At 63.0% G+C, this 20,917-nt stretch carries 17 protein-coding genes and 2 pseudogenes; 13 read left to right on the forward strand and 6 right to left on the reverse strand.

The annotated features are described in order from the left end of the window. The first annotated feature begins 80 nt into the window (after positions 1 to 80). Complete coding sequence (locus tag A2I95_RS14665; protein ID WP_291730612.1) at positions 81 to 524, forward strand: MarR family winged helix-turn-helix transcriptional regulator; 444 nt, start codon at positions 81 to 83, stop codon at positions 522 to 524. Positions 525 to 543: 19 nt separating this feature from the next. Here A2I95_RS14665 and A2I95_RS14670 read toward each other — a convergent pair whose 3' ends face one another. After that, positions 544 to 1,068: a CBS domain-containing protein gene (locus A2I95_RS14670; RefSeq protein WP_291730613.1), complete on the reverse strand. Its 525-nt coding sequence runs from the start codon at positions 1,066 to 1,068 to the stop codon at positions 544 to 546. 110 nt (positions 1,069 to 1,178) lie between these two features. Between A2I95_RS14670 and A2I95_RS14675 the strand changes: the two genes are divergently transcribed. The 3 genes from A2I95_RS14675 (at position 1,179) to nqrM (ending at position 2,765) form a co-directional block, all read left to right on the forward strand. Beyond that, positions 1,179 to 1,367 carry a hypothetical protein gene (locus tag A2I95_RS14675; RefSeq protein WP_291730614.1) on the forward strand — a complete coding sequence of 63 codons (189 nt, stop codon included), beginning with the start codon at positions 1,179 to 1,181 and terminating at the stop codon, positions 1,365 to 1,367. 88 nt (positions 1,368 to 1,455) lie between these two features. Next, positions 1,456 to 2,490 carry an FAD:protein FMN transferase gene (locus A2I95_RS14680; RefSeq protein WP_291730615.1) on the forward strand — a complete coding sequence of 345 codons (1,035 nt, stop codon included), beginning with the start codon at positions 1,456 to 1,458 and terminating at the stop codon, positions 2,488 to 2,490. A gap of 35 nt (positions 2,491 to 2,525) precedes the next feature. After that, positions 2,526 to 2,765, forward strand: a complete 240-nt coding sequence (gene nqrM / locus A2I95_RS14685) for a (Na+)-NQR maturation NqrM (RefSeq protein WP_024092707.1) — start codon at positions 2,526 to 2,528, stop codon at positions 2,763 to 2,765. 43 nt (positions 2,766 to 2,808) lie between these two features. On the opposite strand, the gene A2I95_RS14690 is transcribed toward nqrM, so the two are convergent. Beyond that, complete coding sequence (locus A2I95_RS14690) at positions 2,809 to 4,221, reverse strand: efflux transporter outer membrane subunit (protein WP_291730616.1); 1,413 nt, start codon at positions 4,219 to 4,221, stop codon at positions 2,809 to 2,811. 403 nt (positions 4,222 to 4,624) lie between these two features. On the opposite strand from A2I95_RS14690, the gene A2I95_RS14695 reads away from it, so the two are divergent. The 5 genes from A2I95_RS14695 to A2I95_RS14715 all read left to right on the forward strand — a co-directional run bounded on the left by A2I95_RS14695 (position 4,625) and on the right by A2I95_RS14715 (position 11,873). Next, the gene (locus tag A2I95_RS14695) at positions 4,625 to 6,046 is read left to right on the forward strand and encodes an aldehyde dehydrogenase family protein (protein WP_291730618.1); all 1,422 of its coding nucleotides are present in this window, start codon (positions 4,625 to 4,627) and stop codon (positions 6,044 to 6,046) included. 262 nt (positions 6,047 to 6,308) lie between these two features. Next, positions 6,309 to 8,420 carry a hydantoinase/oxoprolinase family protein gene (locus A2I95_RS14700; protein WP_291730619.1) on the forward strand — a complete coding sequence of 704 codons (2,112 nt, stop codon included), beginning with the start codon at positions 6,309 to 6,311 and terminating at the stop codon, positions 8,418 to 8,420. Continuing rightward, a complete protein-coding gene (locus tag A2I95_RS14705) occupies positions 8,420 to 10,072 on the forward strand; it encodes a hydantoinase B/oxoprolinase family protein (protein WP_291730620.1) in 1,653 nt (550 codons plus the stop codon). The genes A2I95_RS14700 and A2I95_RS14705 overlap by 1 nt, the downstream gene beginning before the upstream one ends. Beyond that, entirely contained in the window at positions 10,069 to 11,136 is a 1,068-nt protein-coding gene (locus tag A2I95_RS14710; RefSeq protein ID WP_291730621.1) for a histidinol-phosphate transaminase, read from the forward strand. Before A2I95_RS14705 ends, A2I95_RS14710 begins: the two co-directional genes overlap by 4 nt. Beyond that, the gene (locus A2I95_RS14715) at positions 11,133 to 11,873 is read left to right on the forward strand and encodes an Asp/Glu racemase (RefSeq protein ID WP_291730623.1); all 741 of its coding nucleotides are present in this window, start codon (positions 11,133 to 11,135) and stop codon (positions 11,871 to 11,873) included. Before A2I95_RS14710 ends, A2I95_RS14715 begins: the two co-directional genes overlap by 4 nt. A 94-nt stretch (positions 11,874 to 11,967) precedes the next feature. Here the strand turns inward: A2I95_RS14715 and A2I95_RS14720 are convergent, their stop codons facing one another. Together A2I95_RS14720 and A2I95_RS14725 are read right to left on the reverse strand one after the other, a co-directional pair. Further along, on the reverse strand, positions 11,968 to 13,506 hold the full coding sequence (locus A2I95_RS14720) for a trimethylamine methyltransferase family protein (RefSeq protein WP_291730625.1): 1,539 nt from the start codon (positions 13,504 to 13,506) through the stop codon (positions 11,968 to 11,970). A gap of 30 nt (positions 13,507 to 13,536) precedes the next feature. Then, complete coding sequence (locus A2I95_RS14725; protein ID WP_291730626.1) at positions 13,537 to 14,889, reverse strand: MmgE/PrpD family protein; 1,353 nt, start codon at positions 14,887 to 14,889, stop codon at positions 13,537 to 13,539. Between the two features lie 193 nt (positions 14,890 to 15,082). Between A2I95_RS14725 and A2I95_RS14730 the strand changes: the two genes are divergently transcribed. The 3 genes from A2I95_RS14730 (at position 15,083) to A2I95_RS14740 (ending at position 16,687) form a co-directional block, all read left to right on the forward strand. After that, a complete protein-coding gene (locus A2I95_RS14730) occupies positions 15,083 to 16,000 on the forward strand; it encodes a LysR substrate-binding domain-containing protein (RefSeq protein WP_291730627.1) in 918 nt (305 codons plus the stop codon). Between the two features lie 79 nt (positions 16,001 to 16,079). Then, entirely contained in the window at positions 16,080 to 16,304 is a 225-nt protein-coding gene (locus A2I95_RS14735; protein WP_024092785.1) for a MazE family transcriptional regulator, read from the forward strand. Further along, complete coding sequence (locus tag A2I95_RS14740) at positions 16,301 to 16,687, forward strand: type II toxin-antitoxin system death-on-curing family toxin (protein WP_291730629.1); 387 nt, start codon at positions 16,301 to 16,303, stop codon at positions 16,685 to 16,687. Before A2I95_RS14735 ends, A2I95_RS14740 begins: the two co-directional genes overlap by 4 nt. A gap of 60 nt (positions 16,688 to 16,747) precedes the next feature. On the opposite strand, the gene A2I95_RS14745 is transcribed toward A2I95_RS14740, so the two are convergent. Together A2I95_RS14745 and A2I95_RS14750 are read right to left on the reverse strand one after the other, a co-directional pair. After that, positions 16,748 to 19,165, reverse strand: a complete 2,418-nt coding sequence (locus A2I95_RS14745; protein ID WP_291730630.1) for an FAD-dependent oxidoreductase — start codon at positions 19,163 to 19,165, stop codon at positions 16,748 to 16,750. 355 nt (positions 19,166 to 19,520) lie between these two features. Continuing rightward, a pseudogene (locus A2I95_RS14750) lies at positions 19,521 to 19,804 on the reverse strand (transposase); the annotation flags it as partial. A gap of 249 nt (positions 19,805 to 20,053) precedes the next feature. Between A2I95_RS14750 and A2I95_RS14755 the strand changes: the two are divergent. Beyond that, positions 20,054 to 20,371: pseudogene (locus A2I95_RS14755) on the forward strand (transposase); the annotation flags it as partial. Positions 20,372 to 20,917 lie beyond the last annotated feature (546 nt).

Raw genomic sequence — 20,917 nt, forward strand, 5'->3', positions numbered from 1 at the left:
TAGATGGTATGGCATCTATTCTGCTGCAGCCAAATGCAATACGCCCGCCACCTGCTCCGTTCACCAATTCGTGATTGCACATGACGCCAAGCAAACGGGAAACCGCAATCTGGATCCTGCTGAACCGGGCTTACCGCCAGGCACACCGGGAGATCGAGGCGGAGCTGCGCGCCGCCGGGCTGCCTGGCCTGCGGTGGTATGATGTGCTGTGGGGCATTGAGATGGCAGGGGCGGGCGGCGTCCGTGCCTTTGAGCTGACCAGAAATCTGCTGTTCGAACAGTCCAACCTGTCACGCATTCTGGCGCAGATGGCCAAGCAGGGGCTGGTGCGCGAAACGGTCTATGAACACGACCGGCGCGGCAAGGTGCTGTTTCTGACCAGCGACGGTGCGGCATTGCGGCGGCAGATGTGGGGGATATACGGCCCCGCGATCAAGCGCCATACAGAGGCGCTGGCCGATGCGGAGGATCTGCAGGTGTTTCTGGATACGCTGCAGAAAGCCGGCGGCGGGCCATTTCCGTGACACGCCGCCGGCAAGAACCTTAGCCGACGATCATCTGCTTCATGCGCAGGGTTTCATACTCCAGCTCCTTCAGGCGGTAGTTCACCACGTCGCCCACGGTGATCATGCCGGCCAGCTTGCCGTCCTTCAGCACCGGCATGTGCCGGAAGCGGCCTTCGCTCATGGTTTTCAGCACGTCATGCAGATAATCATCCGGGGTGCAGGATTTGACGGCTGTGGTCATCAGGGCTGAAACTTCCTGCGGCAGGGTGTGGCCGGGGGTTTCCGCCATCCGCCGCACGATGTCGCGTTCCGACAGGATGCCCTGCAGGTCGCCGTTCTGGTCGGTGACCACCAGCGCGCCGATATGCTTTTCCTTCAGCACATCAACCACATGGCCGATGGTGTCATTGGGGCGCACCGCAAAGATGGCATCGCCCTTGCCCTCCAGCAGCTTGGCCACTGTTGTCTGCGAATGCGACAGGTTTGACTCGGCGGACTGGCTGTATGTGTGCTTGTCCTCCTTGTCGCCCCGCATCGGAGCTTGGTATGAGGTCGGTGCCATTGCGCGGGTCTCCTCCTATCCTGGATCAGGTGATATGTTCATCTTAACGCGGGATTACGATCCGGGAAGGGGCGAAATGACGCGAGCGCTAACAAAGGCCGGAAAACAACATGTTCGAGACCCTCTATCTGACCCCCGTCACCGGTGCGCTGACCGTCTTTCTGGTGGTGGTTTGCGGCCATATGTACCGGCAGACCTGGAAGACGGAAGCGCCGAATGCCCGGCTGCGGGCCTGGCTGTTCGGGGTGCCTGCCGCCATTGGCCTGTTGGCGCTGGCCTTTGTGCCTTTGAAGTTCTGATCCCCGGTCTGATCCCCGGGGCGCCATATTTGACTCCGGCGCGGGGCGGGGGCATAGCAGCGTCAGTTTCGCCGCCGGAGATTTACCGATGCCCAGAAGGTTTTTGTTTGCCCTGATCCTGCCCGCGGTGCTGGCGCTGCCCGGATGCTGGTTCGAAAGAACGCCGGAAGAGGTGCGGCTGTCGGGTGAAACCATGGGCACCACCTACAGCGTGATCGCCATTGGCGAAGATCTGGACCAGGACGCATTGAGCAGGGCTGTCGAAGGGACGCTGGCTGCGGTCAATGCCAAGATGTCGAACTGGGATCCGGCTTCGGAAGTTTCGACCTTTTCCGCCGCGCGCAGCACTGCGCCGGTGCGGGTGTCGCCGGAATTTACCCAGGTGCTGACCGCGGCGAATGACGTGCATGCCAAGACCGGCGGCAAGTTCGACGTGACCCTTGGCCCGCTGATCGAACTGTGGGGCTTCGGCCCGCGCAAGCCGGAAGATCCGGTGCCGTCGGATGGCGCGATCGCCAAAGCGCTGGAAGGCGTCGGCCAGGCGCGGCTGCTGACCCTGGACGCCGGGGCCGGCACGCTGAAGAAATCGGTGCCAGAGACCGGCATCAACCTGTCGGCCATCGCCAAGGGCTATGGCGTTGATGCAGTGGCCGGGGCTTTACAGGGCTTCGGGGTTGAAAACTACATGGTGGAGATCGGCGGCGATCTGGTGACCAAGGGCGAAAACGCCAAGGGCGAGGCCTGGCGCATCGGCATCGAAAAACCGGATGCGTCGGCGCAGACGGTGCAACTGATCGTGCCGGTCAGCGATCTGGGGCTGGCGACCTCGGGCGATTACCGGAATTACTTCGAGCATGAGGGCGTGCGCTATTCCCACATCCTCGACCCGGTGGCGGGGCGGCCGGTGATGCACAGCACCACCTCGGTCACGGTGATTGCGGAAAACGCGATGCTGGCGGATGCCTGGGCCACCGCGATGCTGGTTCTGGGCCGCGAAAACGGGCTGAAGCTTGCGAATACGCATAAACTTGCCGTGTTTTTCATTGATCGGGACGTGCAAGCCGGCGCCGATGCCTATATGACCACCGCCAGCAGCGCATTCGAGGCGCTGACCGGAAACTGAAGCCGCGCACCAAGCCATCCTGCGAGGGACCCTACATGAGCACCTTTCTTCTGGCCTTTATCCTGCTGCTGATTGTCACCCTGGGCATGTCGCTGGGGGTGATCCTGATGGGCAAGAAGATCAAGGGCAGCTGCGGCGGGCTGAATGCGATCTCGGGCGCCGACAAATGCGTGGTCTGCTCGAAAGACATCGACCCCGACAGCCCGCTGCGTGACAAGCTGCAGTGCAAACGCGCGCGGCAGATGGTCGAACAGATGCAGCAAGAACAGGCCTGAGACCGCTCGGGGCCCGTCCCGCACTGGACCTGAATGCCTGAATTTATTCAGCCGTTGCGGACAAAGCTGCGGCTGCGCTGGCCGGTGATTGATCCGGCGCCCAGCCCTTGCCCAGTGAAATCTGCAGCCCGGCCCAGGCCAGCGCCAGATCACGGCGGGCGGAGATCAGGTTCAGCTCATTGTCGCGCAGGGCTTCTTCGGTGTTGAGCAGATCGAACAGGGTGATTTCGCTGGCTGTGAAAGTCTCGCGCGCCAGATCGGCAACTTTGGTGCCCAGATTGACCGCCCTGACCTGCGCAGCGGTGCGCTGGCGGGCTGCGCGCAATGCGCTTTGCTGGGACTGGACCTCTTCCACGGCGCTGCGCACGGCAGAGCGGTAATCGTATTCCGTCGCCTTGGCCTCGGCGATGGCCCGTTTGTGGAAGGCACGCAGCACAGGGCGGTTGAACAGCGGGAAATTCAGGGTCGGACCGATGGAGTAGAGATCGGGCACATTGTGCACCGCCTGCACCGAGCCGGTGATTTCCAGCGAGGGGTAGAGTTCCGCCTCGGTCACGCCGATATCTGCTGTGGCACTGCGCAGCTGGGCCTCGGCCAGCAGGATGTCGGGGCGGTTGCGCAGCAGGGTGGCGGGCACGCCCAGTTCCGGCTTGGTGGCCGGGTAGGGCTGGCTGTAGCTGCCCTTCATCATCGCAAAAACCTCGGACGCGTCGCGGTCCAGCAGGGTGGCCAGGGCAAACACCGAGGCTTCGTAGCTGGCAATAAAGCCGGGCAGGTCCGCCTTGGCACTGGCGACCTGCAATTTGGTGCGTTCCACATCCAGCGCCAGCACGGCGCGGGCTTCCTGCAGTTCAACCACAGTTCCCAGGATTTGCTCGCGCAACCGGATCGTCCTGCGGGTGACAGCTGCGCCGCGCTGGAAAAAGCGGGCCTGAATGTAGGTGCGGGTGATCGCATCGGTGATCGCCAGCCGGGTGATGGCCATCTGATAGAATTGCGCGTCCCGGTCGGCAACGGCGCGTTCAGAGCGCCGCTCAAACTCGCCGAACAGGTCAAAAACGTAGGTTGCGCCAACTTCGGCGACATCCTGGCTGGAGGAATTGTTCTGGGATTCGCGGCGCGAAAAGATCGAACTGCCTTCCAGATTGCCGCTGACCTGCTGCGGCCGGCCGCTGCCGCGGCGCAGGGCCTCGGCGGCTTTCAGGCGTTCGCGGGCCGCCTTGAGGCTGAGGTTCTGGGCCAGGCCCGCATCAACCAGCCGGTTCAGCGTGGCATCATTCAGCCCGTGCCACCAGGTTTCGGCCGCGCCTTGAGCGGTCGCATAACTGCGGGATTGGTAATAGGCCGCCGGCACCGCAAAGTCCGGGCGCTGGTAGTCCACGCCAACAACGGTGCAGCTGCACAGGATGGTCCCGGCCAGCAGCACACAACGGGCTGTCCACTTGGATCTGCTCATGACTTGCCTCTAGACGCCCGGTCTTTTTGGTGCGGGCTTTCGAAAATCCTAAACCGGGCCGCGCGGGCCGCGAACAGATTCCTGCCGCAATTGACGTCTTTGTCGGGCACTGATGCGCGCAGCCCACAGCCCATCGGCTGCGCAAATCGATGCCGTCTTGCCGTTTTTGCTGCGTCAGCGCGGCGGCATGCCGGGCATTCTCCGATGTCAGCACGCGCAGCCCGGGAGGGCTGGAAGAGTTTACAGCAGGGCTATCCCTGCGCTTGACGGCGGCAGGCCCCCCGTCCACTGTTTTCTGAAACGGCTGGGCTGCTCCCGGTGCCGGTACATCGGCCCCGCCTGCTTGAACTTCTGAACCGAAATCACCACGCAAATGTGAGCATGCAAAAGTGAGACTGACCTGATGGACCTGCAAAAATTCTATATCGGCGGCGCCTGGGTGACACCGCATTCCAGCCGCGAATTCCCGGTTCTGAACCCGGCGACGGAAGAACAGACCGGCACCATTATCCTGGGCGATGAGATGGATGTGAACACTGCGGTGGCCGCGGCCAAAGCGGCGTTTGAGAGCTTTTCCCGCACCTCCCGCGATGAGCGGATTGCGCTCTTGGAGCGGTTGCTGGAGATCAGCAACGCGCGCCGCGAAGAGATGGCGCAGGCATTGAGCGCGGAAATGGGTGCCCCGATTTCCATGTCGCGCGACGCCCAGGCGGATGCAGGCATCGGGCATTTGGAAGGGATACTTGAGGCGCTGAAGACGCAAGCGTTGCGCGAGACCCTGCCCAACGGCGACATTCTGGTGCGCGAGCCGATCGGGGTCTGCGGGCTGATCACGCCGTGGAACTGGCCGATCAACCAGATCGCGCTGAAGGTGCTGCCGGCGCTTGCGACCGGATCCACTTGCGTGTTGAAACCGTCTGAGCACACGCCGATGTCGGCAGCCGTCTATGCGCAGATGATCCATGATGCGGGCTATCCCGCCGGTGTGTTCAACCTGATCCATGGCGACGGGCCGACCGTGGGCGCGGGGCTGTCGCGGCACCCGGATGTGGACATGATGTCCTTTACCGGTTCGACCCGGGCGGGCGTTGCGGTGGCCAAGGATTCGGCTGATACGGTCAAACGGGTGACGCTGGAGCTGGGTGGCAAGTCTCCGAATCTGGTGTTTGCGGATGCCGATCTGCAGGAGAAGGTGACGGCCTCGGTGCTGGAGTGCATGTATAACACCGGCCAGAGCTGCGACGCGCCGACCCGGATGCTGGTGGAGAAGAGCTGCTATGATCAGGTGCTGAAGATTGCCAAGGCAGCAGCTGAAGGGCAGGCGGTGGGCGATCCGGCGCAGGAGGGGGATCACATCGGCCCGATGTTCGACCGCATCCAGTTCGACCGGGTGCAGACGATGATCCAGAAAGGCATCGACGAAGGCGCCACCGTGCTGGCCGGCGGTCTTGGCCGTCCAGAGGGGCTGGACAAAGGCTGGTACGTGCGCCCGACGGTCTTTGCCGATGTGACCAACGAGATGGCGATTGCGCAGCAGGAGATCTTTGGCCCGGTGCTGGTGATCATTCCGTTTGAGGACGAAGACGACGCCATTCGCATCGCCAATGACACGCCTTACGGGCTGGCGGCCTATCTGCAGACCGGCGATCCGGAACGGGCCGAGCGTGTTGCTGCCCGCCTGCGCGCCGGTGCGGTGCATATCAATGGCGGCGGCTTCAACTATGGCTCGCCCTTTGGCGGTTACAAGCAGTCGGGCAATGGCCGCGAAGGCGGGATGCTGGGGCTGGAGGACTATCAGGAAGTCAAAACCCTGCACTTCGGTTAAGTCTTTTCCCCTTCCGGCGGGATCTGCTGCCGGGAGGGGAAGGCCGCTGCCCGTGGGTTTTGCGGCGCAATCAGACAAGTTTCATGTCGCAATCCGCCAAGCTGTCCGAGGGGCCGCACCGCAGGATACGAGCATGAAACACACATTCATTCCCAAACGCATGGACCGCCGCGCAACGGGTTGCGACCTGGTCGCTGTCTGAGGCCGCCGCCCTTTGACGGGCTCTTAGGCGGATCCTCAACGACAGACTTTGGAATGATAGATGACAGCCTCAAACACGCTGCGCCTTGCCATTGATATAGGCGGCACATTTACCGACACTGTTCTGGTGGCGGGCGAAGACACGATTCTGGCCTCAACCAAGACCCTGACCACCCATCAGAACCCGGCAGACGGCGCCATGGAAGGTGCCGCGCGGGTGATGGCGCAATCGGGGCGTTCCTTGGGCGAGGTGACGGGATTTATCCACGGCACCACGCTGGCCACCAACGCACTGATCGAGCGGCGTGGGGCGACGGTGGCAACTGTGACAACCGAGGGCTTCCGGGACATTCTGGAAATCGCCTATGAGCGGCGCTATTCGCAGTATGACATCAACCTGGAAAAGCCCGACCTGCTGGTGCCGCGCGAACGCTCGCTGACCATCCGCGAACGGATGTCGGCAGAGGGCGAGGTGCTGATCGGCATGGAGGACAGCGCGGTTGAGGCGCTGATCGCCGGGCTGGACGCCTGCGGCGCTGATGCGGTGGCGGTCTGCCTCATGCATTCTTACGCCAACCCGGATCATGAACGCTGGCTGCGGGACATTCTGGCGGAGCGGCGGCCCGGGCTGACGGTCTCGATCTCGTCTGAGGTCAGCCCGGAGGCGCGCGAGTTCGACCGGCTCTGCACCACCGTGGCCAATGCCTATATCCAGCCGCTGATGCAGACCTATCTGGCGCGGTTTGCCGAACGGTTTGCGGCGGAGGGCGTCATCTGCCCGATCCTGATGATGACCGCCGGCGGCGGCATGTGCACCATCCAGACCGCGGCGCGTTTCCCGATCCGGCTGGTGGAGAGCGGCCCCGCGGGCGGCGCCATCCTGGCCGCGCGGATCGCGGCACAGGCGGGGCTGGAAGAGGTGCTGTCCTTTGACGTTGGCGGCACCACCGCCAAGCTGTGTCTGATTGACAACGCCCGCCCGCAGACCTCGCGCCAGTTCGAAATCGCCCGCGCGGCGCGATTTATCAAGGGCTCGGGCATGCCGGTGCGTATCCCGGTGATCGAGATGATCGAGATTGGCGCCGGCGGCGGCTCCATCGCCGGGGTGGACCGGCTGGGGCGCCTGACCGTGGGTCCGAAATCCGCAGGTTCCGAGCCTGGCCCGGTGGCCTTCGGGCGCGGCGGCATTGAGCCGACGGTGACCGACAGCGACATCACCTTGGGCTATATCGTGCCGGATACCTTTGCCGAGGGGCATATCAAGATTGATCCGGAGGCGTCCAAGGAAGCTCTGGCCCGGGTGATCGGCAGCCAGCTGGATCTGGACGGGGCCGGCGCGGCGGACGGGGTCAGCCGCATCGTGGACGAAAGCATGGCCAGCGCCGGCCGGATGCATGCGGTGGAATCAGGCAAGGATCTGGGTCCGCGCACGATGATTGCCTTTGGCGGCAACGGCCCGCTGCATGCGACACGGGTGGCGCGCTCGGCTGGCGTTTCGCGGATTGTGATCCCGCCGAACCCGGGCGTGGGCTCGGCCGTCGGCTTCCTGTTTGCGCCGGTCTCCTTTGAAATTGTGCGCTCGCGCTATTCGCTGCTGGAGACGATGGACATGGGGCAAATCAACAGCCTGTTCGCCCAGATGATCGACGAGGCGAAATCGGTGGTGGCGCAGGGCGCGGGCGATGCCGCAACAGAGGTCCAGCGCACCGCCTTCATGCGCTATAACGGGCAGGGGCATGAGATTGAGATCACTCTGCCGGATCGCGATCTGACGGCAGAGGATCTGGAGCCTCTGACACGGGCCTTTGAAACCGAGTATGCCAAGCAGTTCTCGCGCCCGGTGCCGGGCATGAAGATCGAGATCCTGAACTGGGCGGTGCGGGTGGCAACCCCGGATGCAGAAGCCGCATCAGTGCCGGAGACGCCGGAGCTGAAGACCATTGCCCCCGCTGCACATCGTCCGATCACTTGCGACGTGGACGGAACCGCCAAACAGGCGGGGTTTGTGCCGCGGGACAGCTTGCAGCCCGGCGACCGGGTTTGCGGCCCGGCGCTGATCACCGAGCCGCAAACCACCACGCTGGTCTCGGCGGACTTCTCTGCCCATGTGGATGCAATTGGTAACCTCGTGCTGATCCAGGATCAGAAACACAATCAGAAAGGAGACGCGTGATGGCTGCCGATCTTTCCCCCGCCCGCCTGCAAGTCATGTGGAACCGTCTGCTTGCGGTCGTGGAAGAACAGGGCCAGACCCTGATCCGCGCGGCGTTTTCGCCGATTGTGCGCGAATGCGGTGACATCTCGGCCGGCATCTTCGACGTTCAGGGCCGGATGCTGGCCCAGGCCGTGACCGGCACCCCGGGCCATATCAACACCATGGCCGAAGCGGTCCTGCACCTGCGCGAGCGTTTCCCGGTCGCAACGATGAAGCCCGGCGATATCTACATGACCAACGATCCCTGGCTGGCCTCGGGGCACCTGAACGACTTCCTGCTGATGATGCCCGCGTTCAAGGACGGCAAGGTGGTGGGCTTTACCTCCTGCACTTCGCATCTGGTGGACCTGGGTGGCCTTGGCATGGGGCCGGAGGGGTCCGATATCTATGACGAGGGCCTGCTGATCCCGCCCTGCAAGCTGGTCGAGGACGGCGAGCCGAACGCGCTCTTGATGGATATCATCCGCGCCAACAGCCGCGAGCCGGTTGCCAATGAGGGCGACATCTACGCGCTGATCGCCTGCTGCGAGGCGGGTGTGACGCGGCTGGTGAACATGATGGAGGAGTTCCGCATCCGTGATCTGGATGCGCTTGGGTCCTACATCATCGACACCTCCCGCCGCGGCACGCTGGAGGCGATCGCTGAGGTGCCGGAAGGCGTCTACAAGAACGTTCTGAAAATGGACGGCTACGAGAACGAGCTGGAGCTGCACGCGACGCTGACCGTTTCCAAGACCGGCATGCATGTGGATTTCACCGGCACCTCCGGCTGCAGCAGCAAGGGCATCAACGTGCCGCTGAACTATGCCACCGCTTACACGGTGTTTGCGCTGCGCTGCATTGTGGGTCCGGATATTCCCAACAATGCCGGTAGTTTGGAGCTGTTCACCGTGGATGGCCCCAAGGGCTGCATCCTGAACGCGCAGCGTCCGGTGCCGGTGGCGATGCGGCACACGCTGGGGCAAGTGACGCCGGATCTGGTGCTGGGCTGCCTGCATCAGGCGCTGCCCGATCAGGTGCCGGCCGAAGGCGCCAGCTGCATGTTCGACCTGCCGATGCGCCACGCGCCGGAAGTGGCCCGTGACGGCGGCCGCGAGTTCGCCATCGAACCGGTTCACAACGGCGGCACCGGCGCGCGGCCGCATGCGGACGGGCTGTCGGCGACGGCCTATCCCTCGGGTGTCTACGGCAGCCAGGTAGAGATCACCGAGGCAGTGGCACCGGTCATCATGTGGCGGCGCGAGCTGCGGCCCGACTCCGGCGGTGTGGGTAAATACCGCGGCGGGCTGGGCCAGCGGATCGAGATGACGGCGTCCAATGACGCGCCCTTCATCGTGTTCCTGTCGGTGGAGCGGCTGAAGTTCCCGGCATTGGGCCGAATGGGCGGTTTGCCCGGCGCTCCGGGGCGCATCCGTTTCCGCAACGGGGAACAGGACATCCCCGGCAAGGGCGAGCTGCGGGTGGAGGCAGGCGACTACCTGATCTTTGAAACCCCTGGCGGCGGCGGCTTTGGCGACCCGGCGGAACGCGAGCCGGAGGCGCTGGCGCTGGACCTGAAACGCGGCTTGGTGAGTGAGGAAGGCGCAAGCGCCTATGGAGGTGCCAAATGATCCGCGCGGTTCCTCATGTAGCTGCCATGGCGCCATATGCGCTGGCGGATCTTGGCGGCGCGGGGACCATTTCCCTTGCCCAGAACGAAAGCGCCTTTGCCGCCAGCCCCGCAGCGATTGCGGCGGGCAAGGCGGTGCTGGATCAGATGCCGCTCTACCCGGACCCGGAGTGGCCGGAACTGCGCGCGGCAGTGGCAGAGGTGCACGGGCTGGACCCGGCCAGGGTCCTGTGCGGCGCCGGCTCGATGGAGCTGATCGGTTGCCTGATCCGCGCCTTTGCCGGGCCGGGCGATCGGGTGCTGGGCACGGACTATGGCTATGCCTTTGTGTCTTCGGCCTCGGCGCAGGTGCAGGCGGATTACGTCAAGGCGCGGGAGCGGGACCTGACGGTGTCGGTGGATGACATCCTTGCCGCGATGACGCCGCAGACCCGCATCGTCTTTGTTTGCAACCCGGGCAACCCCACCGGCACGCTGATCCCCAACGCCGAGATCCTGCGGCTGCGCGCGGGCCTGCCCGCAAATGTGCTGCTGGTGGTGGACCAGGCTTATGCCGAGTTCGCTGATGCGATGAATGACCCCGCGGAGATTTTCGCCCTGGCGGATCGCGGCGATACGGTAGTGATGCGCACGCTGTCCAAGGCTTATGGCCTGGCAGGTGTGCGGGCCGGTTGGGGCTATTTCCCGCCGGAGATCGCGGGTGAAGTGCGTAAGCTTCTGAACCCCAACAATATCTCCATCCCGTCACAGGCGATGGCGGCGGCAGCAATGCAGGACCAGGCGCATATGCGCGATGTGGTGGCCAAAACCGCTATCATCCGCGACGGCTTTGCCGAAGGCTGCCGCGCGCTGGGGCTTGAGGTGCCGCAGAGCTGCACCAACTTCGCGCTGATGCGCTTTGCCTCACCCGAACAGGCACAGGCGGCGGATGCGGCGCTGCGCGAACAGAAGCTGCTGATGCGCGGCATGGGCGGTTATGGCTTGCATGACTGTTTGCGCGCCACCATCTGCAGCCAACAGATCATGGACCGCGCGCTGGCGGTGCTGAAAGGAGTGCTCACATGACCTTTGAGTCCCGCACCCGCGCGAAAATCGGCGTGCTGGTGCCATTTACCAACACCAATCTGGAACCGGACATGATGCTGATGCGCTGCCCCGGTACCACAGTGCACTTTCAGCGCATGGGCGGCTATGACGTGGACGAGATCCCCGGCTCCAATCAGATGGCCGGGCTGGGCGCCTCTGACATCAGCCATGATCTCAGGATGATCTCGGGCGTGCGTCCCGATGTGGTGCTTTACGGCTGCACCTCGGCAACGCTGACCCATGGGCCGGGATTTGATGAAAAACTGGCGCAGGAGATCAGGGCAGGCTCTGGCGCGCTGTCCTTTACCGCTGCCGGGGCGCTGGTTGACGCGATCAAGGCCCTCGGCGCAACCAAAGTGGGCTTCTCCTCTCCCTACCTGGGCGAGATCAACACGCAAGCAATGGACTTCCTGGCGCAGAACCGGATTGCCACGGTGAAATGCGCCGATGTGGGCCGCGAACTTGGCAATTACGGCCAGGGCGAGCTGACACCGGAGGAGGTCTTTGACCTGGCCTGCCAGGCCGATCACCCGGAGGCCCAGGCCATTGTGCTCAGCTGCACGGACATGCGTTCGGTTGAGGCTGTGGGCCGGATCGAAGCGGCGCTTGGCAAGCCAGTGGTCACCTCCAATCAGGCGATGATGTTTGCGGTGATGCGGGCGCTCGGGCTGCCCCGCCAAGGCAATGTGCCGGGCCGGTTGTTCGAATTGCTGTAAAACGAAAACCAGGGTGCCTGCCGGTCCCTGGCTCTTTCATCTTTCCCAAAATACTCCGGGGAGCGCGAGGGGCCGGCCCCTCGCACGCGCCCCCTCAAGGCTCGCCCATTCCGATCTCTTCTTTCCGCCTGGCCGCATAGGCCTCCAGCTCTTCCTTGATGGCCGGATCCATCGCCGGTTCCTCATAATCCCGCAGTGCCTGCTGCCAGATGCCGGTCGCCCGCTGCAGCGCATCCTTGGCGCCCGCCGCTTCCCAGTTCTCGTAATTCTGCCAATCCGACAGTATCGGGGTGTAGAACGCGGTTTCATAGCGCGCCATCGTGTGTTCGGCGCCAAAGAAATGGCCGCCGGTGGGCACCGACTGGATGGCGTCAAAGCCCAGCTCATCCGTGTCGAACTTCATCGGCTTCAGGAATTCGATCATGTTCTGGATGATCTCCACGTCCATAATGAATTTCTCATAAGACGCAGTCAGCCCGCCCTCCAGCCAGCCGGCTGCATGGTAGACAATATTGGCACCGCCAAGCACCGCGCCCCAGCTGGCCATCATGGTCTCATAGGCCGCCTGCAGGTCCACCGCGTTGGAGGCATTGGCGTTCGACGTCCGGTAAGGGATGCCATAGCGCCGTGCCAGCTGGCCGCCGGCGATATTGGCTTTGGCGTTTTCCGGCGTGCCGAATGCAGGTGCGCCGGAGCGCATGTCCACATTGGAGGTGAAGGAGCCGTACATCACCGGCGTGCCGGGATTGACCAGCTGGGTCAGCACCACCCCGAACAGCGCTTCGGCATTCTGCTGGGCCAGGGCGGCGGGCAAAGTCACCGGGGTCATCGCGCCCATCAATGTGAAGGGCGTCACCGTCACCGGCTGGCCGTACTCTGCCATGGCAATCAGCCCGTCGCCCATCGCATCGTCAAACAGCCGCGGCGAGTTGACCGAGATAATGGTGATGACGCCCGGATCATCCTTCATCTCTTCGGGCGTCTGGCCGCGGGTGATTGCCATCATGTTGATCCCGTCCAGCGCCCGGCCGCGGCCGATGGCGGAGCAGTGGAAGGACAGATCGGAATAGGTCAGGTTGGCCTGATAGGTGTCCAGATGCCGGTTGTTCGCGGGCAGTTCCAGCGGCGCGGTCACCTGGTTGCCGATCAGGTGGATGGCGTTGAAGTGATGCGCCAGCTTGATGAAGTTCTGGTAGTCGGTCAGATTGCCCTGCCGCCGCCCATTGATGCAGTCGTGCACGTTGGGCGGGCCGGCCACCAGACCGAAGGTCACGTTGTTGCCGCCCAGGGTGATTTGCTTGGCGCGGTTGCGCGCGGTCAGGGTGAACTCACCCGGAACCGTTTTCAGCGCCTCTTTGACGATGCTTTCATCCATCCGGATGGTCTGCGTGTCCCGGTCCACGATGGCGCCGGCACCCTCGAACAGATCCATGACATTGCCGCCCATCACCCGGATCCCGGCCTCTGACAGGATCCGCATCGACGTGGCGTGCAGCTGGTCCATCTGGTCCGGGTTCAGCAGTTCATACGCCGGGTAGGTGTTTTTCACCTGGGTCCAGGGCAGCTGATCGATGCTGCCGCCGGATCGGCTGGATTTGCCGCGGCGTCCGCCGCCGCGTCTTTCACGTGCCATGTCTTTCATCTTTCTGGTCAGTTTGCAGACTTAGGTTTCCGGCGCGCCGTAGATCAGGCGGCCCAGATCGGAGAATTTGCTGTCTTCGCGGGTGAACCCCAGCACCGCGTCGCGGATGCGGCCGGCACGGGTCTCGCCCAGAACGGGCGCGGCGAATTCCATGAATTTCCGCACCACGTCTTCCTGCGAGAAAGGCGCCTCGGGGCCGCCGCGGGCGTGGACATCGCCAGACTCGATCACCCGGCCGTCGGTCAAGGTGACCACCACATCGGCCACCCGGCAGGCGGGGAAGCGCACCGAATGGCGCGCCGCCTCGGCAACCGAGATCCGCTCGTGGATCGAAGCCACCAGCGGGTCCGAGAGACCTTCGCCGGAGATATGCTCCACCCCGATGCGGCCATAAGCGGCCTGCACCGCCACCGCGAAGCCCAGCGAATACTGCGCCTGGCTGGTGGTCGCAGGGAGGCCGGGGTAGAGACAGGCGCTTTCGTGGAAGGTGTTGATGTGGATCCTGGCGAGCTGCTCGTGGGTCAGACCGTGTTCCAGCATCACCTGGCGCAGCGCGTCGATCGGCGCATGGGCCCAGCGGCAGATCGGGTAGGGCTTCACGTACTGATGCTCCATCTGCCAGAAGCTGCCGAGATCCTCCCAGTGTTCCGCCACCCGGTCCTCCTCAAGGGTGATCGCGGGCGCGCCGGTGAAACCTTTCTCCGCCAGCACCGCCGCCGACATCCCCGCCATTGCGCCCCAGCCGGAGCCGTCATGCAGCATCGAGGGGTTGGCGATCTCGCGCATCATCTGGCTGCGGGGGCCGTGGAACTCGGCGATTCCCAGCGCCTCGCGCAGCTGCGCCCGGCTGAGGCCGCGCATCCGGGCGGCCATCGCCGCCACCCCCAACGCGTTCCAAGCGCCGGAGGTGTGGTAATCGCTGACGGTGGCGTGCAGCGACAGGGCCGCGCGGCCCGCCAGCTCATAACCCAGCGTGGTGATTGCCAGTGCTTCGGGGCCGGAGAAATCCGGCACGGTTTCCGCAAGCGCGGCAATCGCCGGGATCACCACCACGCCGATATGGCCCTTGGTCGGGTAATAGCCGTCGTGGCCGTCCAGATTGTCGGTGGCGGTGGCCGAGGCATAGGCGGCGCCTGCGACACTCACCTTGCGGCCGTCGAACATCATCCGGGCGCCCAGGCCCTCCTCGCCGCAGCCGTATAGCGCCACCGCGGTTTCGCGGGCGATGCGGCCGGCCTCCATCGGGGTGGCGCCAATGGTGATTCCAAGGGTGTCGAGGAACATCAGCGCCGCCGCCTCGCGGGTGGTTTCCGGCAGGTCGCCGGGGGCGAGGTCAAAGGTGAAATCGGCAGCGCGGTCGAAGGTGGCGGTCATGGCGGCTCTCTCGCTGAGGCGGTTCGGGGGCAATCGTCACGCGTCAGGGTAGGGGGAGAGGGCGAAAGTGACACACAAATTAAAGGGGGTCATAGGTGCGGTATATTTCGTGAAAGCTGTGATAGACGTCGTTTTCTGAACATTCCGGGGCGCTAACTCTAAGGAATTGCGGCCCATTCCAAAGCATGGGAACATGGCCCCCGAAACCGCTGCCGGACCCATGATGAAGAATCTCCCCCACCTGACATTTTTGCGCTCGTTTGAAGCCGCCGCGCGGTATCTGAGCTTTACCTCGGCGGCGGATGAGCTGAATTGCACCCAGTCCGCAGTCTCCAATCACGTGCGCAGCCTGGAGGAATTCATCGGCCGGCCGCTGTTCGTGCGCCACCCGCGGTCGCTGTCGCTGACCGATGTGGGCGAGGCTTATCTGCCCTCGGTCCGCCACGCGCTGCAGGAGATTGACAGCGCAACCCAGCTGTTGATCTCGCAAAGCCACAAGCGGGAGGTGGTGATTTCCTGCCCGGTCAGCCTGGCGGAGAAATGGCTGATCGATGTGATCGAGGATTTCACCAAGGTGCATCCCGATATCGACCTGACCATTCACAGCACCATCTGGGTGGATGTGGAGACCAACGTCTCGGATATTTCGATCACCATCAACCATGTGGATGACGTGATGGGGCCGGCGGTGAAACTGTGGGACGAAAAGCTGGCGCTGGTCTGTTCGCAGGACTACCGGGTTGGCGGCGAGGCTTTGACCCGGCCCGGACAGCTGGCCGATGCCAAGCTGATTCACATTCTGGGCCGCCCGATTTATTGGGAGAAAATCGCTAAACATTACGGCCTTACGGGAGTTGAGCATAAGGGCGGCCTGCAGACCAACTCTTCCAATATGGGGCTGGAGTTCGCTGTCAACGCGCTTGGCTGCGTGGTTCTGCCGAAATCCCTGGTGCGCTCGCATGTGGAGGCCGGGCGGCTGGTGGAGCCCTTCGCCTTTGATCTCGACTGCCCCTGGACCTATTTCGCCACCTTCAAGGACAAGACGGCGACGCCTTCGGTCAAGCATTTCAAGACCTGGCTGCTGAAGGCCGCGGCGGGGATGGAGCTGTAGCTTTAACGCTGCCTGCAGACGGCATTGAAATTTGGCGGCATTTGCCGTATATACGGGTATATATACGTGAGGCCTGCCAATGATTGAGACCAAGATCAGGAAAGTCGGAAACTCTGCCGTCATCACGCTGACGACGGAGATGCTGACGATGCTGGATGCCAAGGAAGGCGATACGCTGTTCGTGGTGCGCGGCGATGATGGCAGCCTGCGGGTGATGGCGCATGATCCCTCGGTGGCCGAGGCACTGGCCGCGGCTGAAATCGTGATGGATGAGAATCGAGACCTGCTGCAGGCGCTTGCGTGAGCACTTATAAATGGGTGCCGCTGGCCGCCGTCATAGTTTTTCATGACCGGCAGATCGCCCGCCACGGCGGCGCGGCAGGCATGCGCGACAAGGCGCTTTTGGAGATGGGCTGTGCCCGCGCGATGAACCTTGCGGCCTATTCGGACGCGGGTGTGGCCGAGGTAGCCGCGGCTTATGCGTTTGGGATTGCCAAGGCGCATGCCTTTGTCGATGGCAACAAGCGCACGGCCTTTGTCACCGCTGTGACCTTTCTGCGCCTCAATGGCTACCAGTTCCGCCCGGATCCGGTGGAGGGCGTTCGGATGATGGAAGACCTCGCCACCGGGGATGTGGACGAGACAAGTTTTGCAAATTGGCTGACGGCAGGGATGCAGCCGCTCTGAAGGCTGGCATGTCCCGCCAGATGAAAAGCCGCCCCGGAGGGCGGCTTTTGCTGTTTTGGATCAGGCCCGCAGGCGTGCACCCGAGGGGTCAAAGGCGGCTGCTTCCAGGATCCGCGCCTTGTGCGGTTTGCCCAGGATATAGACCTCAACCTCATCACCCGGCTGGGCAACCTTGGGGTCGGCATATCCCAGCGCCAGAGATTTGCCGACAGAATAGCCGTAGGCGCCCGAGGTGACCCGGCCCACTGGCTTGCCATCCGGGGTGAAGATCGGCTCGCCGCCTGAAGCATCAGCATCGTTCACCGCGTCGATCTCAAACCCAACCAGCATTTCGCGCGGGGCGTTGTCCTTGACCTTGAGGTAGGCTTCCTTGTTGAGGAAGTCCTTGTCCAGCTTGACGAGACCGGCGAGGCTAACCTCTTGCGGCCAGTATTCCTGGCTGTACTCGCGGCCCCAGGAGCCGTAGCCCTTCTCGATCCGCAGGGAGCCAAGCGCCCGGCCGCCAACCGGGCCGCCGTCGAACTCAGCTGCTGCGGCGAGCAGGGCGGAGTACAGTTTAACCTGATCTTCCTCGGCGCAGTGCAGTTCCCAGCCCAGATCGCCGGTGAAGGACACGCGGATGGCCAGGCATTCCACACCTGCCACGTCGATGGTGCGTGAGCGCATGAAGCGGAAGTTTTCGTTCGACAGGTCCGCATTGGTCATCCGCTGCAGCATGTCGCGTGACTTCGGACCGGCCACGTTGAACCCTGCAATGCGGTTGGTGGCGACCTCAAAGGTGGTGCCTTCCGGCAGCTCGACCATGTTGAAAAAGCGCTGGTGATAGCGTTCCGCCATACCGGAGCCGACCATCATGTACTCATCATCCGCCACCTTGGTGATGGTGAAGTCGCCGGCCACGCCGCCGCGCACCGAAATCAGCGGGGTCAGGCAGGAACGGCCCACCTCGGTTGGGACCTTGTTGGCAACCAGCTTGTCCAGCCAGTCAAATGCACCCGGGCCTTTGATCACGTAGTTGGCGAAGTTCGAGATATCGATCACGCCGACGTTCTCGCGCAGCATGTTCACCTCGCGGCCCACCGGCTCCCACCAGTTCTGGCGGGTGAAGCTGTTGGTGTCCTGCGTGCCGGGCGTGCCAGAGAACCACAGGGGATGCTCCCAGCCGCAGTTCAGGCCAAAGACGCAGCCCATTTCCTTTTGCAGCTCATACGCCGGGCGCACCCGGGCCGGGCGGCCGGCGCTGCGTTCCTCGTTCGGGAAGTGGATCGCGAAACGGTGGGCGTACTGATCCTCGACGCGGGCCTTGGTGAATTTCTTGTCGGCCCAGTCGCCAAAACGGGCCAGATCCCAGGCAAACATGTCGTATTGCGGCTCGCCCTCGATCATCCATTGCGCTGCCAGCAGGCCGAGGCCGCCGGACTGCGAGAAGCCGGGGATGATACCGGTGCAGCAGAAGTAGTTTTTCAGCTCGGGCACCGGGCCCCAGATCGCGTTTGAATCCGGTGACCAGATCATCGGGCCGTTGATGACGCGCTTCACACCTGCGGTTTCGGCGCAAGGCACGCGCTCGGTGGCGCGGATCACGTTTTCCATGATCCGGTCCAGGTCATCCGGGAACAGCTCATGGGCAAAATCCAGCGGCGTGCCGTTTTCGGCCCAGAACCGCATGTCCTTTTCATAGGCGCCGATCAGGAAGCCGTTGCCTTCCTGGCGGAAGTAATACTCGCCGTCGCGGTCGGCGATCGAGGGCAGGCGGCGGCCCATGTTGGCGACCTCGTCAATGCTCTCGGTCACGAAATACTGGTGCTCAGTCGGCTGCAAAGGCAGGGTGAGGCCCGCCATGGCGGCAACTTCGCGGCCCCAGAGGCCGCCTGCGTTCACCACCCATTGGGTGTGGATGTCGCCCTTTTCGGTCTTCACGATCCAGCTGCCGTCGGGCTGCTGTTCGGTGCCGGTCACCGGGCAGAACCGTTCGATCTGCGCACCCATGGCGCGTGCGCCGGCGGCATAGGCCATGGTCACGCCCGAGGGGTCCACATTGCCGCCATCGGGTTCGAACATGATGCAGCGGATGTCGTCGAACTGCGCCAGCGGATGCAGCTCCTTGGCCTGTTCGCGGCTGACCTCGTGGAAATTCAGGCCATAGTATTTCGCCTTTGCTTCCTGCAGGCGCAGCTGGTGCTCGCGCTCTTCGGTCTTGGCAAGGTACAAGGACCCCGGCTGGAACACGCCGCAGCCCTGGCCGGTTTCCTTCTCCAGCTCCTTGTAGAGATTCATCGTGTAATGCTGGACGCGGGTCACGTTGTTGTTGTCGTGCAGCCCGTGGATGTTGGCCGCTGCGTGCCAGGTGGAGCCCGCGGTCAGCTCGTCGCGCTCCAGCAGGACAACGTCGGTCCAGCCGAGCTTGGCCAGGTGGTAGAGGATCGAACAGCCGACCAGACCGCCACCGATAACAACTGCCTGTGCATGGGTTTTCATGCGTCATGTTCCCTTGCCTGCGTGTGGGATGCGGCGCGCCCTGCAGGCCCGGGAGTGCCGCTGTATACTTCCCGGCGACCCTAGCTGCGGGGGCAAGGGATGACCCGTGAAGAATTCAAACCCAAAGGCCATGGATTCGATGGGTCATCTCATGTACGGAAGGTGTGCCGTCTAAGGGTTCTTTCCTTTGATGTCGGACTCAAGAAATAATTGCCATTGAGTGGGGTTTTTTGCCATTCTGACACGAGGTAAATTGCCACCGGCCGAAATTCGGCCGGTGGTTTTGTTTTAAAACAACGGCTTAGGTGATGTCTGCCTTTCGCCTGTTGCGGGGGCACGTTTTCCCCTTGGGGAACCGGAACCTCATGGCCTTTGGCTCGCGAAGAACTGTGTTGCCCTTTTTAAGATCTCCCTCTCCTCCTTGAGAATGCGGTTCTCGCGTCGAAGCCGTTCATTCTCGCGGGCAAGGTCCAAGTCTTTGTCCGGCACCACTTCCGTATCGCGGTGCGTCGTGATCCACTTGTTCAGCGTCGATACGCCAACGCCCAAATCAGACGCCACCTGTTTGCGTGTCAGTCCGCTGGTTAACGCGATCCGCACTGCATCAGCGCGGAATTCGTCCGTCTGTTTCGTTCCCATAGCTCGTCTCCTTGGCTGCAATAAATGCTATCAAAGGAGCGGCATCAAACCGCGAGAGGTCCAATGGAGCTTTGGGATTCGCGCGTAGCCATGTTGGATGCGATTTACTACAGTCCTTAACGATAGTTTCGGGAGCACTCGAAATAGGGGTGTCCGATCACTAATACCAGGCGTTGGATGCCGAGAGGCCTTGTTGCACAAATCGGGTGAGGGTTTCACTGCGTGAATCCAGCATGGTAGCTGGGATGCATGAGCAGTTGGTCCCCTACGAGATACAAGACCACGAACTGGTCGTCTTACAATGAAGCACTGAAGCAACGCGGATCTCTGACCATCTGGTTTGATCCGAGGATGATCTGGACGCCGCCGCCGACTGGCAAGCGCGGTCGCCGGTGCCAATTCAGCGACGCCGCGATCCAAACCTGTCTAACCCTGAAAGTACTGTTCGGGATGCCACTGAGGCAGACGACGGGATTCGTGCAAAGCCTTCTGCGGCTGGTCGGTCTGGACTGGGCCGTGCCGGACTTCAGTACACTGTGTCGCCGCCAGCGGAAGCTGAACGTGGCTACCTGTCACAGTGCCCGTAGAGTAAATCCGTCCGGGGAAAGGGGCCCTGCGGTCAGACCCGGATTTGTGCAACAGCGCCGTGAAGTGGGACAAACTCTTGAACTTCTTCGGTCTTGGCCGATGCGCTGTCGTTCGTATCCTAGGAACAGACCTCCGCGTCGACAGTAGCGAAAACTGTCTTCGAGCCCATTGCGGAAGCACCAAATTTCCGGTGCGAGCGCGCGCAGCATGGCGAGGTGCTGCGGCGCCGCAACGAGTGTACTGCAGGGCAGAAGAAAATACGGCCGTTCATGCGTGCCGCAGCGAAGTCGAAAACGGCAATAACTGGGTCGCGGTTTTTCAACAGAATTTCCCCGTTGCGGAAGCTCGCCTGCCAAGCCGTGGAAGACCGCTCTCATTCCGAACCCTGCCAGTCAGCACGATCAGCCTAGCGACCGGTTGTGCGAGGCGTGCCGCCAGCGTTTGGTCAACAATGAGCCATCGTCGGCGGCGCAGGCATTGTCTTGTGATGGCACTAGTTTAAACCAGCCGTGCCAGTCTCATCAT

This window comes from Leisingera sp. F5 (genome assembly GCF_001593695.1).

Excerpts from the sequence above, each read along its gene's own strand:
- A2I95_RS14665 (WP_291730612.1), top strand. The coding sequence starts at position 81 with ATGACGCCAAGCAAACGGGAAACCGCAATCTGGATCCTGCTGAACCGG.
- A2I95_RS14670 (WP_291730613.1), bottom strand. The coding sequence starts at position 1,068 with ATGGCACCGACCTCATACCAAGCTCCGATGCGGGGCGACAAGGAGGAC.
- A2I95_RS14675 (WP_291730614.1), top strand. The coding sequence starts at position 1,179 with ATGTTCGAGACCCTCTATCTGACCCCCGTCACCGGTGCGCTGACCGTC.
- A2I95_RS14680 (WP_291730615.1), top strand. The coding sequence starts at position 1,456 with ATGCCCAGAAGGTTTTTGTTTGCCCTGATCCTGCCCGCGGTGCTGGCG.
- nqrM (WP_024092707.1), top strand. The coding sequence starts at position 2,526 with ATGAGCACCTTTCTTCTGGCCTTTATCCTGCTGCTGATTGTCACCCTG.
- A2I95_RS14690 (WP_291730616.1), bottom strand. The coding sequence starts at position 4,221 with ATGAGCAGATCCAAGTGGACAGCCCGTTGTGTGCTGCTGGCCGGGACC.
- A2I95_RS14695 (WP_291730618.1), top strand. The coding sequence starts at position 4,625 with ATGGACCTGCAAAAATTCTATATCGGCGGCGCCTGGGTGACACCGCAT.
- A2I95_RS14700 (WP_291730619.1), top strand. The coding sequence starts at position 6,309 with ATGACAGCCTCAAACACGCTGCGCCTTGCCATTGATATAGGCGGCACA.
- A2I95_RS14705 (WP_291730620.1), top strand. The coding sequence starts at position 8,420 with ATGGCTGCCGATCTTTCCCCCGCCCGCCTGCAAGTCATGTGGAACCGT.
- A2I95_RS14710 (WP_291730621.1), top strand. The coding sequence starts at position 10,069 with ATGATCCGCGCGGTTCCTCATGTAGCTGCCATGGCGCCATATGCGCTG.
- A2I95_RS14715 (WP_291730623.1), top strand. The coding sequence starts at position 11,133 with ATGACCTTTGAGTCCCGCACCCGCGCGAAAATCGGCGTGCTGGTGCCA.
- A2I95_RS14720 (WP_291730625.1), bottom strand. The coding sequence starts at position 13,506 with ATGGCACGTGAAAGACGCGGCGGCGGACGCCGCGGCAAATCCAGCCGA.
- A2I95_RS14725 (WP_291730626.1), bottom strand. The coding sequence starts at position 14,889 with ATGACCGCCACCTTCGACCGCGCTGCCGATTTCACCTTTGACCTCGCC.
- A2I95_RS14730 (WP_291730627.1), top strand. The coding sequence starts at position 15,083 with ATGGCCCCCGAAACCGCTGCCGGACCCATGATGAAGAATCTCCCCCAC.
- A2I95_RS14735 (WP_024092785.1), top strand. The coding sequence starts at position 16,080 with ATGATTGAGACCAAGATCAGGAAAGTCGGAAACTCTGCCGTCATCACG.
- A2I95_RS14745 (WP_291730630.1), bottom strand. The coding sequence starts at position 19,165 with ATGAAAACCCATGCACAGGCAGTTGTTATCGGTGGCGGTCTGGTCGGC.